Annotated in this window: 12 protein-coding genes; 11 read left to right on the top strand and 1 reads right to left on the bottom strand. The window is 43.7% G+C overall.

Annotated elements, in window-relative coordinates; all coding sequences use genetic code 11:
* Window positions 1–35 precede the first annotated feature (35 nt).
* The 9 genes from MHB63_10710 to wecB all read left to right on the top strand — a co-directional run bounded on the left by MHB63_10710 (window position 36) and on the right by wecB (window position 12944).
* Window positions 36–1784 carry an N-acetylmuramoyl-L-alanine amidase gene (locus MHB63_10710; protein MEK3807003.1) on the top strand — a complete coding sequence of 583 codons (1749 nt, stop codon included), beginning with the start codon at window positions 36–38 and terminating at the stop codon, window positions 1782–1784.
* A 177-nt stretch (window positions 1785–1961) separates the two neighbouring features.
* Window positions 1962–2960: a methyltransferase domain-containing protein gene (locus MHB63_10715; GenBank protein MEK3807004.1), complete on the top strand. Its 999-nt coding sequence runs from the start codon at window positions 1962–1964 to the stop codon at window positions 2958–2960.
* Window positions 2960–5638, top strand: coding sequence for a glycosyltransferase family 2 protein (locus MHB63_10720; protein MEK3807005.1), 2679 nt, complete (start codon window positions 2960–2962; stop codon window positions 5636–5638). Before MHB63_10715 ends, MHB63_10720 begins: the two co-directional genes overlap by 1 nt.
* A gap of 40 nt (window positions 5639–5678) precedes the next feature.
* Window positions 5679–7319 carry a glycosyltransferase family 4 protein gene (locus MHB63_10725; protein ID MEK3807006.1) on the top strand — a complete coding sequence of 547 codons (1641 nt, stop codon included), beginning with the start codon at window positions 5679–5681 and terminating at the stop codon, window positions 7317–7319.
* A 78-nt stretch (window positions 7320–7397) separates the two neighbouring features.
* A complete protein-coding gene (locus MHB63_10730; GenBank protein MEK3807007.1) occupies window positions 7398–8657 on the top strand; it encodes a nucleotide sugar dehydrogenase in 1260 nt (419 codons plus the stop codon).
* 281 nt (window positions 8658–8938) lie between these two features.
* Window positions 8939–9718, top strand: coding sequence for an ABC transporter permease (locus MHB63_10735; protein ID MEK3807008.1), 780 nt, complete (start codon window positions 8939–8941; stop codon window positions 9716–9718).
* On the top strand, window positions 9719–10450 hold the full coding sequence (locus MHB63_10740) for an ABC transporter ATP-binding protein (GenBank protein MEK3807009.1): 732 nt from the start codon (window positions 9719–9721) through the stop codon (window positions 10448–10450).
* A complete protein-coding gene (locus tag MHB63_10745; GenBank protein ID MEK3807010.1) occupies window positions 10450–11664 on the top strand; it encodes a glycosyltransferase in 1215 nt (404 codons plus the stop codon). Before MHB63_10740 ends, MHB63_10745 begins: the two co-directional genes overlap by 1 nt.
* Window positions 11665–11798: 134 nt before the next feature.
* Complete coding sequence (gene wecB, locus MHB63_10750; protein ID MEK3807011.1) at window positions 11799–12944, top strand: UDP-N-acetylglucosamine 2-epimerase (non-hydrolyzing); 1146 nt, start codon at window positions 11799–11801, stop codon at window positions 12942–12944.
* Between the two features lie 185 nt (window positions 12945–13129).
* Here wecB and MHB63_10755 read toward each other — a convergent pair whose 3' ends face one another.
* On the bottom strand, window positions 13130–14323 hold the full coding sequence (locus tag MHB63_10755) for a glycosyltransferase family 4 protein (GenBank protein ID MEK3807012.1): 1194 nt from the start codon (window positions 14321–14323) through the stop codon (window positions 13130–13132).
* A gap of 100 nt (window positions 14324–14423) precedes the next feature.
* Between MHB63_10755 and MHB63_10760 the strand changes: the two genes are divergently transcribed.
* Together MHB63_10760 and MHB63_10765 are read left to right on the top strand one after the other, a co-directional pair.
* Window positions 14424–15542: a glycosyltransferase family 4 protein gene (locus tag MHB63_10760; GenBank protein MEK3807013.1), complete on the top strand. Its 1119-nt coding sequence runs from the start codon at window positions 14424–14426 to the stop codon at window positions 15540–15542.
* Between the two features lie 131 nt (window positions 15543–15673).
* Window positions 15674–16750, top strand: coding sequence for an MraY family glycosyltransferase (locus tag MHB63_10765; GenBank protein MEK3807014.1), 1077 nt, complete (start codon window positions 15674–15676; stop codon window positions 16748–16750).
* Window positions 16751–16783: the final 33 nt, after the last annotated feature.

Below are 16783 nucleotides of genomic sequence, written 5' to 3' on the forward strand. Positions count from 1 at the left end.
GTCCCAGTATCAATCAACCGGGAGGAACAAATAGAATGAAAAAGCTTTTCGCCAGCATGCTGGCCGTTTTACTGCTGACTGCTGGAGTCTTTCAGGCAATGCCGGCTCATCAGGCAGAAGCAGCTGCCGCCTTTACCTACTATGCCAAAAATGACTTTCAAGCACGGACAGGACCTGGCGATCATTATGCCAAAGCATTAAATGTTCCATTTCAGACTGCCTTTGCTGTAAAACAAGGCGCAATCAAGAACGGCTGGGCAAAAATTCAGCTGAACGGCAAAACGCTTTATGCGAAATCATCTTTTATTACTAACAAAAAGCCGGCAAAAATCTATTTCAGCTACTATACAAAAGAACCGGTGAGTTTTTACGCGGGAAGAGGGACTCATGCGAAACGCTACGGATCGATTGCGGAAGATGCGATCATCAAAGTGGGAAAAGGAACGGTATTAAATGGATGGGTGGAAATTCTGCACAACGGAAAAATCTATTTTGCGGACTATTCCAAGCTGACATCCAAGGCTCCAGTCTACTTTACCTATTATGCGGTGAAAGATTTCACTCTATATAATGAAAGAAATACGGCCACACCGAAAAGAACAGTATCATTAGATTCTGCAGTAAAAGTGAAAAAAGGCAGCGTTCAAAACGGGTGGAGCCGGATTGAGTACAATGGCCTGAAAGGATACGCCCCGTACAGCAGCATTGCAAGCAAGCCTGCTGCGGCCGTTTATTTTACATATTACGCCAATAAAAATACGGGCATTTACCATTCAAACAGCACATCTTCAGGCAAGCTTGCCTCTCTTTTACTAAATAATCAATTGAAAATTAAAAAAGGCAGCATTTCTAACGGTTGGGCTGTAACATCTTTTAACGGAAAAGATGCCTATGTGCCATCGGCTGACATTGTGAACAAGCCTATACCTGTTGAAGCGGAAGATCTTACTTACTACGTAAGAGAGGGATTAAATCTCCGCTCTCAAAAAACAACCGCTTCAAGCATTATCCTGACCATTCCTCAAGGGAAGCAAGTGGAAATCCTGAATCCTGAAGAACTGAAGGAAGAATGGATTTCTGTCAGATACAGCGGAAAAACGGGGTTTGTGAAGACGAGCTACCTGACTCTTGAACCGCAGCCTAAAGAAACAGCTCTTTCTAAGACGATCGTGCTTGATCCGGGGCATGGGGGGAAAGATCCTGGCGCCATCGGCAACGGTCTTCAGGAAAAAGCGGTTGTGCTTGATGTCGGAAAGCTTGCTTCAGATAAACTGAAAAAGCTTGGCTACAATGTCTACATGACAAGAGATAATGACACGTTTCTTTCATTAAATGAACGGACGGACTTTACTTATACGAAAAATGCCGGTGTCTTTGTCAGTCTTCACATGAATGCGAGTACAGCTGCATCAGCAAACGGCACAGAAACTTTTGCAACAAACGGTTCGAATGCAAGTGCAGCTGCATCTGCAAACAGTTCGAAAGCAAGTAATAGCTTCAGGACTTCTTCTCTTACCCAAGGTGAGAAGGATGACAGTGCAAAGCTTGCGGAATTTATTCAGGCAAGATTAATCAAGGCACTCGGCACAAGAGACAGAAGCACAAAAAAAGCAGAGTTTTACGTGATCGACAAAAACTACACAAGATCTGTCCTTGTTGAAATGGGCTTTATCTCAAATACAAAAGACGCGGCCATTTTCAAAACATACGACGGCAAAAACAAAGCTGCAGAAGCCATCACACAGGGCGTAAACGATTTCTACCTGTGGAAGAACGGCAAGTGAAACAAAAAGACCTGAAACACGTGATCCGCGGTTTCAGGTTTTTTTATGGTTGTTAACGAAAGACTATATTCGATATAATAAGTAGGTCCTTGCAGAATACGTCGAAAAATTATGCAAAAACTACATATAGAACTTATACAACTTACGTTAAGCCATTAGCTAATTGGAGGAGTTTTTTTGAGTAAAAATATCATAGATCGCGTCAATGAAGCTTATTATGGAGCTTTAGGAACGGATTTCAGCAAAAAAACGAGAGAACGCATCAACTGGATTGTGACACGTGTTACTGGAAACAAGGTGCTGGATATTGGCTGTTCACAAGGTATTAATGCCATCCTCCTCGGACGGGAAGGCAAAAAAGTAGATGGAATCGATATCTCCCGGGAATCGATCGATTACGCCATTAAAGAGCTTGGCAAGGAACATCCGTCCGTTCAAGCTTCTGTCACATTCAAAGTATCGAATTTCATGACTGATGACGAAATTGAAAAGGATTATGATACGATCCTTCTGACAGAGGTGCTTGAGCATATCAGTGATCCTGAAGCTTTCCTTAAGAAAACCCTGGCTCATCTTAAGCCGGGCGGCAGACTGATTGTCACCGTCCCGTTTGGCATAAATGATTTTATCGACCATAAACGAACGTACTATTACTCATTATTGGCAGAACAAATCGGCGCTCATTTTAAAATTGAGTCCTTTGATTATTTAGGAAGATGGTCAGGCGTTGTCTGCACCGCTTCTCCTGAAGAAAATCTGCCTTTTTATACAAAAGAGAATCTGCAGAAGCTTGAACAGGGATTCTACGCCTTGGAAAGAGATTATATGCAGCGCATCGGAACACTTGCAGGGCAGAATGCAAAACAGGAAAAAGAGCTGAAAGAGCTTCAGCAGCCTAAAGAATCTGGCGACAGGCATTATGAAGAGCTGAAAGCACAGATTGCAAAGCAGGAGGAATATATCCGCCAGCTTCAGATTGAGACAGTTGAGCTTTTAAACCGCGAAGAAGATGCCCTGAAAGCAGCTCTTGCAGCCGTTAATAAAATTGAAGATGCGAACCGAAAAGCATCTTATATTGAGCACCGCTATAATGTCCTTAAAAAATCCCGATTTGGCAGAGTTCAGCTGAAGTACTGGGCATTGAAGAAAAAACTAGCCGGAAGAGGTAAGAAATAATGCTTAAAGTGGAAATACTCAAACGTTTAGAGAAAGTCCGACTAACTAGAGCAAAGAAAATGGGGTATGACATCGAAGAGGAGCATGTGCGGAAAAATGAAAAGCCCCTCTACGATAAAGGCATCAGCGTTATTATCCCAACCTATAAAGGTGAAAATGTCATCAGAAAATGCCTGATTTCATTGGCTGATCAGACAATTGATCATTCCTTGTTTGAAGTGATCATTGTCATTAACGGCGAAAAAGACAATACAGAAGAGATGATCGGACAGATTGCTCTGGAAAGAAACATGTCCAATATCCGTGTTGTGACAATGGACGAGGCAGGAGCATCGATTGCGCGCAATAAGGGAATTTCGCTTGCAGCACGTGAATATGTCACGTTCCTTGACGATGACGATTATCTGTCTGCCAACTTCCTTGAGGAAATGTACAAGCAGGCAAAGCCTGATACAGTTGTTATTTCTCAAATTTACAATGTTGAGCCGAGCGGAAACATTCAATCTTCCAATCCGATCAACCGCCAGATTTTAAAGTCCGTCATCAGCAAACAAAGTCCGTATATGAAGCTGCATTCTGTTCTGACAATCAATGCATGCAAACTTATTCCGACTTTGTATGTTCAAAAATACAAATTTGATGAAAAGTTAAAGAGCGGAGAAGACGTTGTCTTTTTCACAGAGCTGCTTGTTAAAAATGACCTTCAGTTTGTTGTGGCTCCTTTAACCAAAAAGGCTGTCTATTATAGAACCCTTCGGGAAAATTCGATTTCCCGCCAGGCAATGACGTTTGATTTTAACGTGATACAGCGCGCTGACTGTATTGAGAAGATGAACAGCCTTCTCGTTCCCGATCTGCCTTTTGAAAAGCGCGACTTTATCGAAAGAAAGATCAATGCACAGGTCTCGTTCATCGTGAAATACTATGAAGAGCATAAAGATGAATATGACCGCATCATGAAAGAGATTTCGTCAAGAAGACCTGTTTACTTCCCGTACCATCTGCTGAACAAGGACCGCGTTGAGCAGCTGGTTGTTTCATACTGCTTCCCTCCTTATAACGACACAGCCGGGAATGTTATGGCGAAGCGTATGAGAGAGGCAGGCAAGGTTTCAGATGTCATCTACAATACGATGGACAAAGTCCGGACAAAAAATGCATCCCTGAACCAAATGGTGGATGATTTAATTCATACAAGACTTCCAATTAATTCACCGTCGAGCTTTTCACACTGGGCCCATATTAAAACGTTCGTAGACATGGGGATGAAAGGCGCAAACGAATTAGTTGAGAAAAACGGCGTTCATAAGCAGGTATTCAGCCGTGCGATGTGGGCAGCCTCCCACTTCCTGGCGTATGAGTACAAAAAGAAATACCCTCAGACAAAATGGGTCGCTGAATTCTCCGATCCATTGATCTACGACATCGAGGCTAAGAAACGTCTTGTTGATATTACGGATCAGGGATATTTAAAGCAGCTTGAAGCAGATGTGAAAAAAGCAGGGTTCCCGTCTCCAAACGATGCAAGTCTATTTGTATGGTGCGAATACCTTCCGTATATTTTTGCAGATGAACTGATTTTCACAAACAAAAATCAGTATCAGTACATGATGGACATGTTCCCGATTGAGGAAATTAAGCCGATCATTAAGCAGAAAGTTGTCATCGAGCCGCATCCGACATTGCCGGAAAGCTATTACCACATGGAGGAATTCGATTATCCGCTTCTATCGGAAGACCATGTGAACGTTGCTTACTTTGGAAACTTCTACAGCAAGCGGAACCTGAACGACTTGTTCTCGGGTTTAAAAGAAGCACACGCGGATACTCAGCGCAAAGTCCTGATCCATGTCTTTACGGCCAAACCGACAGAGCTTGAAGATCAGCTTAAAAACGATCCGCTTGAGGACTCCATTATTGTCAACGGGTTTGTCGATTTCTACACGTTCCTGAACCTTTGCACAAAGTTCGACTGCCTGGTTGTCAATGATTCAACAACGAAAGACAACAAGCCGATCAATCCTTATCTGCCGTCTAAATTGAGCGACTATAAAGGTAGCGGCACGGACATTTGGGGCGTTTATGAAGAAGGCAGTATTCTCGGTCAAAGTGAAGGCATCACTTATTTGTCTCCACTAAATGATGCAAGAGCTGCAGGCACTGTTTTTGACAAAATGGTAGCGAAGAAATTTTCCGGAAAGAAAGCACGAAAACTGGAAAAAGCACCGATCGCTCCGCCTAAACCCGCAGCTGCTGACGGCGGATCAGCCGCTGACACAGTATTCGAAAAGAGCTGGGTTAAAAAGAAGGAAATGGAACTTCAGCATACAGCAGGCACAGATCAAGAGGAGCTTGAGAGACTAAGCCAGCTTGCCGACCGCCTGATTCAGGACAAGAAAGAAATGGAGCAGGAATTTAAAACAATCCTGACAGCTATTGCCGATGATGTGGAGTCAAGGGAGAACCTTGGCGAGCTGATCAGCAAACAGGAAGCTGCAGGACTGAAAAGATCCGGCATCTCTCCAGAAATGATTTCAGCAGGACAGGAACAGCAGAAAAAGCTTCTTGAGGAAAAAGAGCGTACCATCAGCCAGCTGCAGACAAAATTGACAAAACTGCAAAATTCCAAACTTGGAAAATTACAGTTGAAATATTGGGGACTAAAACGCAGAAAATAAAGGTATGTCTCATATTTTTCAATTGACGGGAGGGGACATCATGCTGAAAGAGCCGGTTAAAAAAATCACTTTTTTTGATAAATGGCCGAAAGATACAAAGAAAAGCTTTGATGTTCAGATTGACGGAGGCGCACAGCTGGACATCAAGATTGCCCAGCTGACAAAAGACGCCGGTCCGATCATTCTTTATTATAATAAAGGCAATAGGGTTGACCGCAGTCTGAACCCGGGCTATACGTACATCGCAAGAATTGACGGTACAGTAAGCAGCGGGGTTCAGGTGCAGCAGGTCATTGTCGGCTATGACAGAAATGACGATAAGGTATATGTTCAGTACAATCCGCTTGGAAGTGAAATGAATTTAAGCTTCCCTGCGAATGTGGCGAGCTATTCCATTGGTATCAGACTTTCAGGGTCAGGAGAAGCAGCTATTACAGACTTTTCTGTTTCAGCTTACAACGTGCTGACTTCAGACAGTCAGAAAGAACTGTTTTTAAGACATCCTGAAACTGACTACCTGATTGTCACGAATGTGTATCCCGAGAAAAACACGTATTACCAGAACATGTTCGTTCATAAACGTGTGCTCGGGTACCGGGAAAATGGCATTAATTGCGCCATCTACCGATTGAACACATCTCCGGCAAGTATCGCTCACTACGTTTATGAAGGTGTGCCCGTCTATATTGGCGGAGAGGATGCGCTGACAAACCTTTTAAATGCGAAGCCATATAAGAAAGTGATGTTTCACTTTATCAATGAAAGAATGTACCGTGCTGTCCGCAAGTCAAAAGCGCGCTACACGCCAAAGCTTGTATGGGTGCACGGGTTTGAGACAACAAAATGGTACCGCCGCTGGTTCAACTTTTACCAGAGCACAAAAGAAATCCGCAATAGCCTTGAATATGCGAAGCGCAATCAGGCGCAGCTTGATTTCATGGCAGATCTTTACACCACGGAAGATGACGACATAAAATTCATCTTCGTTTCGAAATGGTACAAAGAGAACGTTGCTGAAAAAGATACAAACACCATCATCCAAAATTACAGCATCATTCATAATTCCATTGATGACGAGCTGTTTGATTATGTAGAAAAGACAGAAGAGCAGCGCAAACGGATCTTAACGATTCGCCCGTTTGCTTCAAGAACGTATGCGAATGACCAGACCGTGAAAGCAATCCTTGCACTGAAGGACAAACCGTTCTTCGAAGATCTGACCTTTGATATTTTCGGCCAGGGTCCTTTGTGGAACGAAACAGTCGAGCCGCTTAAAGGGATTCCGAACGTTCACCTGCACAATTACTTCCTGTCCCAGAAAGAAATTGCAGAGCAGCATAAATCCCACGGCGTCTTTTTAAGTCCATCACGGATGGATTCGCAAGGGGTATCTTTGGGAGAGGCTATGTCAAGCGGTCTTGTGCCAGTAACATCAGCCGTTTACGCCATCCCTGAATTTATTGATGATTCATGCGGTTTCCTTGCAAAAGGGGAAGACTACATGGGACTTGCAGAAGCTATTGAATATCTTTACTACAATCCAAAAGCCTTTCTGCAAAAATCAGAGGAAGCTGCGCATATCGTCAGGTTCCAGTGCGGCAAGCATAAAATGATTCAGGCGGAACTGAATGAAATTAAAGAAAAAAAGGAAGAGAAAGTTCTCTTAGAGCAGGGCAGCTGAAATCATTGACACAGTGTTTCCTAAGCTGTAATGTGGTATGAGGGAAATTTTTGAACAACCAACTGGAGGAGAATTCACATGAAGATCGCAACACTAGGTCTTGGTTATATCGGACTGCCGACTTCTATTATGTTTGCAAAGCATGGCGTTGACGTGCTAGGCGTAGATGTCCAGCAGCATGTTGTTGATTCATTAAACCAAGGCAAAATTCATATTGAAGAGCCTGGATTGCAGGAAGCGCTTGAAGAAGTAATGGCTTCCGGCAAATTCAAAGCATCAACACAGCCTGAAAAAGCAGACGTATTCATTATTGCCGTTCCAACTCCAAATAAAGACGATCAATATAAATCAGTCGATTTAAAATATGTACTGAGCGCAGTTGAAATGATGATTCCTTTCCTTGAAAAAGGCAACACGGTCATCGTAGAATCAACCATCGCACCGCGTACAACAGACGACCATGTAAAGCCGCTTCTTGAAAAGCACGGCTATACAATCGGCGAAGACATTTTCCTTGTGCATTGTCCTGAGCGCGTTCTGCCTGGACAAATCATGCATGAGCTTATTCACAACAACCGCATCATCGGCGGTGTGACAGAAGCTTGTAAAGAAGCAGGATCAAAAGTATACGGAACATTCGTTCAAGGCGAACTGATCCTGACAGATGCTAAAACAGCTGAAATGTCCAAGCTTATGGAAAACACATTTCGCGACGTCAACATTTCACTTGCAAATGAGCTTGTGAAAATTTGTACGGAGCTTGATATCAATGCTCTTGACGTTATCGAAATGGCCAACAAGCATCCGCGTGTAAACCTTCACCACCCTGGACCTGGCGTTGGCGGACACTGTCTTGCAGTTGACCCGTACTTCATCGTGGCAGAAGCTCCGGAGCAGGCTAAACTCATCTACCAGGCGCGCGACATTAACGTTTCTATGCCTTCCTTTGTTGTAGAAAACGTATCAAAAATGCTTGGCGGACTTGACGACAAGAAAATTACAGTCTTCGGATTAACATACAAAGGAAACGTCGATGACATCCGTGAAAGTCCTGCAATGGACATCTACCAGCAGCTTAAAATGGCCGGTGCAAACGAAGTCATCGCATACGACCCGCATGTTCAAAAAGACTGGGTAGAAAAAGACATCAAAAAAGCAACAGAGCAATCAGACCTTGTACTTGTTCTGACAGACCATAACGAATTCAAAGCACTTGATGCTTCTGACTTCACAGCAATGAAAACAAAACGTATCTTTGACACGAAAAACGTTGTAAAGAACTGCCCTGAAGAGATCACGTACATCAACTTCGGCAACCTTTACAAATTCGTTAAGTAAGAAAAAAGACGAAATGGGGACCATATTAGTTTATGGTCTTTTTTTATTCCGGAGCTTCCTTCCATTGATTAAATGGAGCGCATTGCGGGTAAATCCTGCACAGGGGCTGAATAGAGGGAAAGCGGGGATACTGGAGTAAGAAGAGGCACTGGATGTTATAAGGGAACCTGCTATTTTTGGGTATGTCAAAACTTTTACAAATCCCTCTAAAACTTGAAAGGTCTTTGGACTAGGTATATTATTAGGAAGGTGCAACATTTTGTGAGTTAGGAGAACATCTTATGCTACTTGATACATTTAAGGCCATTAAATCCAACAAAGACCTGATCTATCACTTGACTGCTTCTGACTTTAAAGCGAACAATTCAAGAACGTATTTCGGTTTTTTATGGTGGATCCTTGATCCAATTTTTTATATGGCAATCTTTTATTTACTGGTCGTGGTCATTCTTGACCGGGGTACGCCAAACTACCCGATCATTATCTTCACAGGGCTTATTCCTTTAAAATTCGTTACAGCTGCACTTGTTGATGGAACGAACTCGATTTCATCCAAAGGGAATATTCTGCAGCAGGTGTATGTGCCCAAAATTATTTTTGTTGTTGTGCGGCTGCTTGTAAACTGCATTAAGTTTTTAATTAGCGCCGTCGTGCTTATCTTGTTTTTGGTTATTTTCGGAACAGAGTTTACACCTTATGTTCTCTTATTCCCGCTGATTTTTATTATCAATGCATTCTGCCTGCTTGGCGTTATGATTTTCCTTGCACACTTAGGTGTTTTTATTCGGGATGTTAAAAATATGATGCAGTATATTTCCCGTGTTTTACTTTACTTATCACCCGTTTTATTTGAAATGAGCACAGTGCCGGACAAGCTTGTTCCGCTGCTCTATCTGAATCCTTTTACAACGATTCTGGAATCCTATAGAGACGTGCTGATTTACGGCAGAGCGCCTGAGTGGATCCCGCTCCTTATTTTAACGGTAGTTTCTCTTGCAATCCTGTATTTCGGAATTCGTTTGCTGAACAAAAATGAAAAAGAATATGCTAAGGTGATTTAATTGACTGATACTATAATCGAAGTTGAAGATCTTTGGGTTTCTTATCCGGAATTTACGGAGAAGCCGTTAAAGAAATTATTGAATATGCATAAGCAAGATGATCGTTTCTGGGCGCTGAAGGGCCTTAATTTCGAAGTGAAAAAAGGCGAGGTTTTAGGTGTCATCGGACGGAACGGCTCTGGGAAAAGTACGCTTTTAAAGCTGCTCAGCGGCCTGATTTCGCCTGATAAAGGCACATTTAACATCAAGGATGACGAGCATCCGGTTCTTCTTTCACTTGGAGCGGGCTTCCAGCCTGAGCTTCCCGGAATCGAGAACATCTATTTGAATGGACTCCTCCTTGGCCATAAAAAGAAGCAGATTGATGAGAAGATTGATGACATTATTGAGTTTTCCGAGCTTGGCGATTTTATTTACAAGCCTGTCCGCACCTATTCGGCAGGGATGAAATCGAGACTTGCTTTTGCTACGGCGATTTCGCTTGATCCTGAAATTCTTCTGATTGACGAAGTACTTGGAGTTGGAGACACAGCTTTCCAGCAAAAGTGCCGAAATGCCATTATGGAGAAAATCAAGCAGGACAGAACCGTTATCTTAGTCACACACTCATCAAACCTTGTAAGAGCCATCTGCGACCGCGTCGTCTGGATTCATCTCGGCGAGCAAAAAGCAGTCGGTGAAACAGGACCGATCGTCAAAGAATACGATGAGTTCATGAAACAGGCAAAATAATGAACATCCTCATGCTGCTGTATAAGGATATTCCTTATGATGCCAGAGTAAAAAGGGAGGCCCTGGCTCTTGCGGAAGCGGGACATAACGTTTACCTTGCCTGCGTCCGCGAGTTTCAGGAGCAGGACCCTTTTCTACATACCAATATTCATCTGATGCGTCTCCCTATTTCTGTTAAAAGCATGAAGGCGGCCATTTCGGGTACAAATCAGGGACAGGCGCCGAAACGGTCGGGTCTGAAACGTGCAGTCGTACGGGCTGCCAGACTGCCCTTAGTCAAAATACTGAAAGATTACATGGCGTATTATGAGTTTTATAAAAAAGTAAAAAGCAAAGTGGGAGACCTTAAAATAGATGCTGTTCACTGTCATGACCTGAATACGCTATGGCAGGGCAGCATGCTTGCAAAGGATTTCTCCGCTAAGCTGATTTATGATGCCCATGAAATTTTCAATGAAATGGCAGGCCGCAATGAGCTTGACCGCTTTGTCGGCTATAAGATGGAAAAGCATCTTTTCCGGAAAATAGACAGGCTTGTGACGGTGAATCCGTATTTGAGAGATTATTTGTTTGAACGCAACGGAGAAAAGCCATGCGTGCTCATTCAAAATATCCCGCTTTTTTCTGAAGAGATGCTGGCCGGCAATAAGCCGATTGACTGGAATTATCCCTTCAGAGAAGAAGATACGGTACTGCTTTATCAGGGCGGTTTTTCTCCATACCGCGGCCTTGATCTGATTCTTAAAACAATGGCTGAACTGCCTGAGAGCTTTAAGCTCGTCATGATCGGCTCCGGCATACTTAAAGAGGAACTGATGAGGCTTGCTGAGTCTCTCGGCTTATCAGACCGTGTGTTTTTTCATGACCAGGTGCCGTCAGAGGATCTCTTCTATTACACTCGGAAGGCGGATATTGGCCTTGTGATGTATGAGAAAGTTTCAAAAAACAACTATTACTCCACACCGAACAAAATGTTTGAATATCTGCAGGCCGGCGTTCCTGCTGTTTCTTCTAACCATCCCGGTAAATCGGTCGTAATCGATGAGTACAGGACAGGTGTTCTTGCTGAAGAAACAACAGAAGGCATCAAGGCCGGGATCATGAAAGTGAAGAACAATTACGAGTACTACCGGCAAAACTGCCTGCAGGCAAGGAGAGTTTTAACCTGGGAAGCAGAAAGCAGAAAGCTTGCTGAGATGTATAATAATCTGTGATGCGGTTTTAATACCGCATCTTTTTTGAAAGACCTGAAATATTATTGAAGACAAATCTTAATACTATAGAAAACAACTCTCTTTCTGCTTAATGATATAATCATCCTAATTGGACATAAAAGGAGTTAGAATATATGGACCGCAAATTAAAAGTCATGACAATCTTCGGGACAAGACCGGAAGCGATCAAAATGGCGCCGCTTGTACTGGAGCTTGAAAAATATCCGGATGAAATTGATTCGATTGTTACGGTAACGGCCCAGCACCGTCAAATGCTTGATCAGGTTCTGGAATTGTTTGAAGTCAAACCGGATCACGACCTGAACATTATGAAGGACCGCCAGACTCTTACCGGTGTTACGACAAAGGCGCTTGAAGGCCTTGATGAAGTCATGAAAGAAGTGAAGCCTGATCTTGTTCTTGTGCACGGCGACACAACCACTACGTTTGTCGCAAGCTTAGCAGCATTCTACAACCAGATTGCTGTAGGACACGTTGAAGCAGGGCTCAGAACGTGGAACAAGTATTCTCCGTTCCCTGAAGAAGTGAACCGCCAGATCACAGGCGTTATTGCTGATCTTCATTTCGCGCCGACAAACAAAGCGGAGCAAAACCTGCTTCAGGAAAATAAGAAGGGCGAAACGATCTACATAACTGGAAACACAGCGATTGATGCACTGAAAACAACGGTAAAAGAAGAATACACGCATGAAGTCCTTGAAAAAGTGGGATCTGACCGCATGATTCTTTTAACAGCACACAGACGGGAAAATCTTGGCCAGCCGATGAGAAACATGTTCCGTGCGATTAAACGCCTGATTACAGAGCATGAAGATGTTCAGGTTGTATACCCTGTTCACTTAAATCCTGCAGTGCGCGAGGTTGCGGATGAGGTGCTTGGAAATGATCCTCGCATTCACTTGATTGAGCCGCTTGGCGTCTATGATTTCCATAACTTTGCAGCTAAAGCTCACATCATTTTGACAGATTCAGGCGGCGTGCAGGAGGAGGCTCCTTCACTTGGAGTTCCTGTTCTAGTATTGCGCGACACAACTGAGCGCCCTGAAGGTATTGAAGCAGGCACACTGAAGCTTGCAGGTACAGAAGAAGAAACCATTTATCAGCTTGCCTATGAGCTGCTGAACGATAAAGAACGCTATGAGGCGATGTCTAAGGCATCCAACCCATATGGCGACGGCGAAGCTTCTAGACGAATTGTGGAAGCGATTCTGCATCATTTCGAGAAGCGCAGCGATAAGCCTGTTCCATTTGAAGTGTAAAAAACAAAAGACCTGATGCTGCGGCATCAGGTCTTTTGTTTGCTTCTCATTGGAAGCGGATGGGAAAATTCAAGTAATGAAGCAGATTTGGCAAGTAATCCATGAAAAGCTGCAAGTGAAATGGTCTAGCCGGCAACTAAAGAGTTATTTTCGGCAACTAAAACGTCCACTTCGGCAAGTAACGGTCATTTCTGCAGCTTTTGAAGAGCATCAGACAGCTCCTTTGCCTGCGTTTCCCGGTTAAACGACTGAAGCAGGTGGCCGCGCAGTCCTTTTTTCATGGTCAGGAGACGTTCAGGCTGACTTTGAGCAAGCTTTAAAGCGCGGATAAAGTCATCTGCGTTTTCAGGCTCAAATGGGAAGCCGGCCCCATTTGCTTCAACGATTTCCTTTGCCTCACCTTCCACGCCAATCAGGACAGGCAGCGAGACGGACATATAATCAAATATCTTTGATGGAATTGTAATTTCAAACAGCGGATGTTTTTTCAGGCTGACGATGCCAAGGTCCGCACTTTCGTAGTAGGAGGCAAGATCCTCTTTTCGTTTGCCCTCAAGAAAACGTACATTTGTCAGTCCCATCGAAGCGGCCTTTTCTGTTAAGGGTTCTTTTTCAACGCCTTCCCCGATGAAAAGGAAACAGACACTTGGGTCATGTTTAAGCTTGTCTGCTGCTTCAATGATGGTTTGAAGACCTTGGGCAGCACCGATATTTCCAGTGTAGAGGACAAGGAACTGATTTTCGATGCCAAGATCTTTTTTTACATCATGTGCATGCGCGGGAGCTTCAAGTGACGGCGGGTTGACGCCGTTTGGAATCACGATGATTTTATCGGCTGAAATACCCATGCCAATCAGACGGTCTTTGTAGCCGTGCGTCACGACAACAATCAAATCCGCTCTATTATAAATGAACCTTTCAAGCTTTCTTGCAAGGTCCAGCAGGCGCTTGTTTTTGAACTGGCCGAGAATCTCAGCGAAGTCGACCCATAAATCGCGGACTTCAAAGACGAACTTTGTTCTGTGGATCCTGCTCAGTATATATCCCGTCACACCCTGGAAAAGCTGAGGGGAGGTCGCATATACAATATCCGGCTTTCTGACTCTGAAACCGCTGAAAATGCTCGATACCATAAAGGATAAATAGTTGGCGAGCCGGCGTATGGAGCTCTTTTTCGTATCACGTATTTGAAAAGATCGGTAAACAGACAGTTTATTTACCTTCTCTTTGCTGAATAATGTTGAGGATGGCTTTGGAAAGGCCGTCAGCACATGCAGATCATGGCCCAAGTTTGAAAGGTTTGTGCTCATATCAAATGCACGTCCCTGAGCTGCACCTATTTCAGGCGGAAAGTGCTGTGTAATGTAAATAATTCGCATAGTAATCCCTTTCCATAAAATATTAGGATATGTCAATATATTAGTGTAAAGTATTAATGGAAAAGTTACAACTTTGATCTGAAAAGGAATGGATAAGCCCATGAAGAAAATATGTGTCATCACCTCTGTCCACCAGGCGTATGACGGACGCATTTACCATAAACAATGCAAGTCGCTGCAGAAGGCGGGTTATGATGTGACGCTTGTCGCGCCAAAACCTGATGCTGTTCTGGATGATTCCATTAAAATAGTGCCCGTCGAAAAGCCGAAATCAGAGCTTAAACGGTTTTTACATACACTGACGGTTATGAAAACGGCCAGAAAAACGGGTGCGGATCTCTATCATTTTCATGACCCTGAGCTGATCCCTGCGGGTACACTGCTGCGCATCATGACAGGCAAGCCCGTCATTTTTGATGCACATGAGCACTATCCGAATGCCATCATGAGCAAGAAATATTTAAAACGCTGGCTTAAGAAGCCGGTGCGGTTTGCGTATGAGATGATCGAAAAAATCTGCCTTCCGATTTTATCCGGCGTGATTTATACAACGGATGAGGTAGGGGAGAGATATCAAAAATACCGGTCATGCAAAATTGAAAATTATCCGCTGACAGATATGTTCAGCGTCCGTCATGATAGCCAAAAGGACCGCAGCCTTGTTTTATATCTTGGAGGGATAACGCCAATCCGGGGGATCAGGCAGATGACGGAGGCGTTCATCATGACGGCGGACAAGCATCCTGATGCAGCCTTTCTATTTGTAGGGAGATTTGAATCAGAAGCGTTTGAAAGAGAGATCAAGGAAATGGTTGAGAAAAGCGGGCATTCTGACCGAATCACATTTGCCGGAAGCGTGCCTTACTCTGAGATCGAATCGTATTTGTCCAGAGCATCCATTGGCGTAATTCCTTATCTGCCTGAGCCCAATCATTTAGTCTGTCTGCCAAATAAACTGTTTGAATATATGGCAGCTGGAATAGCGGTAGTGGCTTCTGATTTTCCGCACTACAGAAAAGTAGTGGAGAACTCAAACAGCGGACGGCTCGTTGACCCTGAGAGTCCCTCGGCAATTGCCGGTGCGCTTTCCGCCCTGCTTGAGAATCCCGGACAGGCAGAAAGTTTTGGTTGGAACGGCCGAAAAAGTTTCGAAACCGTCTATAATTGGGAATCAGAAGAGAAGAAACTGACAGCGTTTTACCGGAAGCTCCTGAAGTAGCAGGAATTTGTTCAAAAAGCGTTCAAACTTAGAATAGCCGCAACAGATTCTTAACAAAATAATAATTGCAAGTTTAAATATTTTTGCTATGATGGAGGAAGTGAAAATATCACACATAAGTTGGTGCAGACATGTTAGATTATTCTAATTATATTATAGCTTTTATAGTTTCTTTTATAGTGGCTGTATCGATCACACCACTTATTAAAAAACTTGCAATAAAAATGGGTGCAGTTGATAAGCCCGACAGTCGAAAAATCCATCAGGGCCTGATGCCGAGGATGGGCGGTCTTGCAATCTTTATCGGAACCGCTGCAGGCTTCCTTTATCTTAAGCCCGAATCCATGTATATGAATGAAGTCATCATCGGCGCGTTCATCATTGTTCTTGTCGGTATTTTAGATGACCGTTTTACGCTTAAAGCGAAATATAAGCTTATCGGACAGCTGGCAGCTGCCGGAGTTGTCGTATCATCAGGTTTGCTGATCAACAAAATCACGCTTCCGTTTTTCGGGCTCATTTACCTTGATTACTGGAGCTATCCTGTCACGATTCTCTGGATTGTTGGGGTAACCAATGCGATCAATTTGATCGACGGACTGGACGGGCTTGCTGCAGGTGTTTCATCCATTGCGATGACAAGCATCCTGATTATGGCCTTTACAAACTTTCAATTTGCGGTTGTGTCGCTGTGCGTCATTCTAATCGGAAGCTCGCTTGGCTTTCTGGTGCACAACTTCTATCCGGCCAAAATCTTCATGGGAGATACCGGGGCGCTGTTTTTAGGCTACTCGATCGCCATACTCTCCACGATGGGATTGTTTAAAAACATCACGTTGTTCGGTTTTATTATCCCGATCATTGTTTTGGCTATACCTATTTTCGACACGCTATTCGCGATTGTCAGAAGGCTTGTGAACAAGCAGAATATTGCTGCGCCTGACAAGCTTCACCTGCATTACTGTCTGGTCGATCTTGGCTTCAGCCACAGAAAATCGGTTCTGCTTATTTACTTCTTCAGCGCATGCTTTGGTCTATCTGCCATCATCTTCTCTAATGCAACGATGTGGATGGCGCTATTCATCATGATGATTCTGCTTCTGTTCATTCAAATTGCAGCAGAGCTTGTCGGCCTGATTGGCGAAGGTCATAAGCCGCTTATCAATGCCTTCAGAAAACTGACGGCAAAGCCTCAAAAAGACAATTAATAAATCCGTACAGCACGCGCTGTACGGATTTTT

The organism is Bacillus sp. FSL H8-0547 (genome assembly GCA_038002745.1).
Lineage (GTDB): Bacteria > Bacillota > Bacilli > Bacillales > Bacillaceae > Bacillus_P.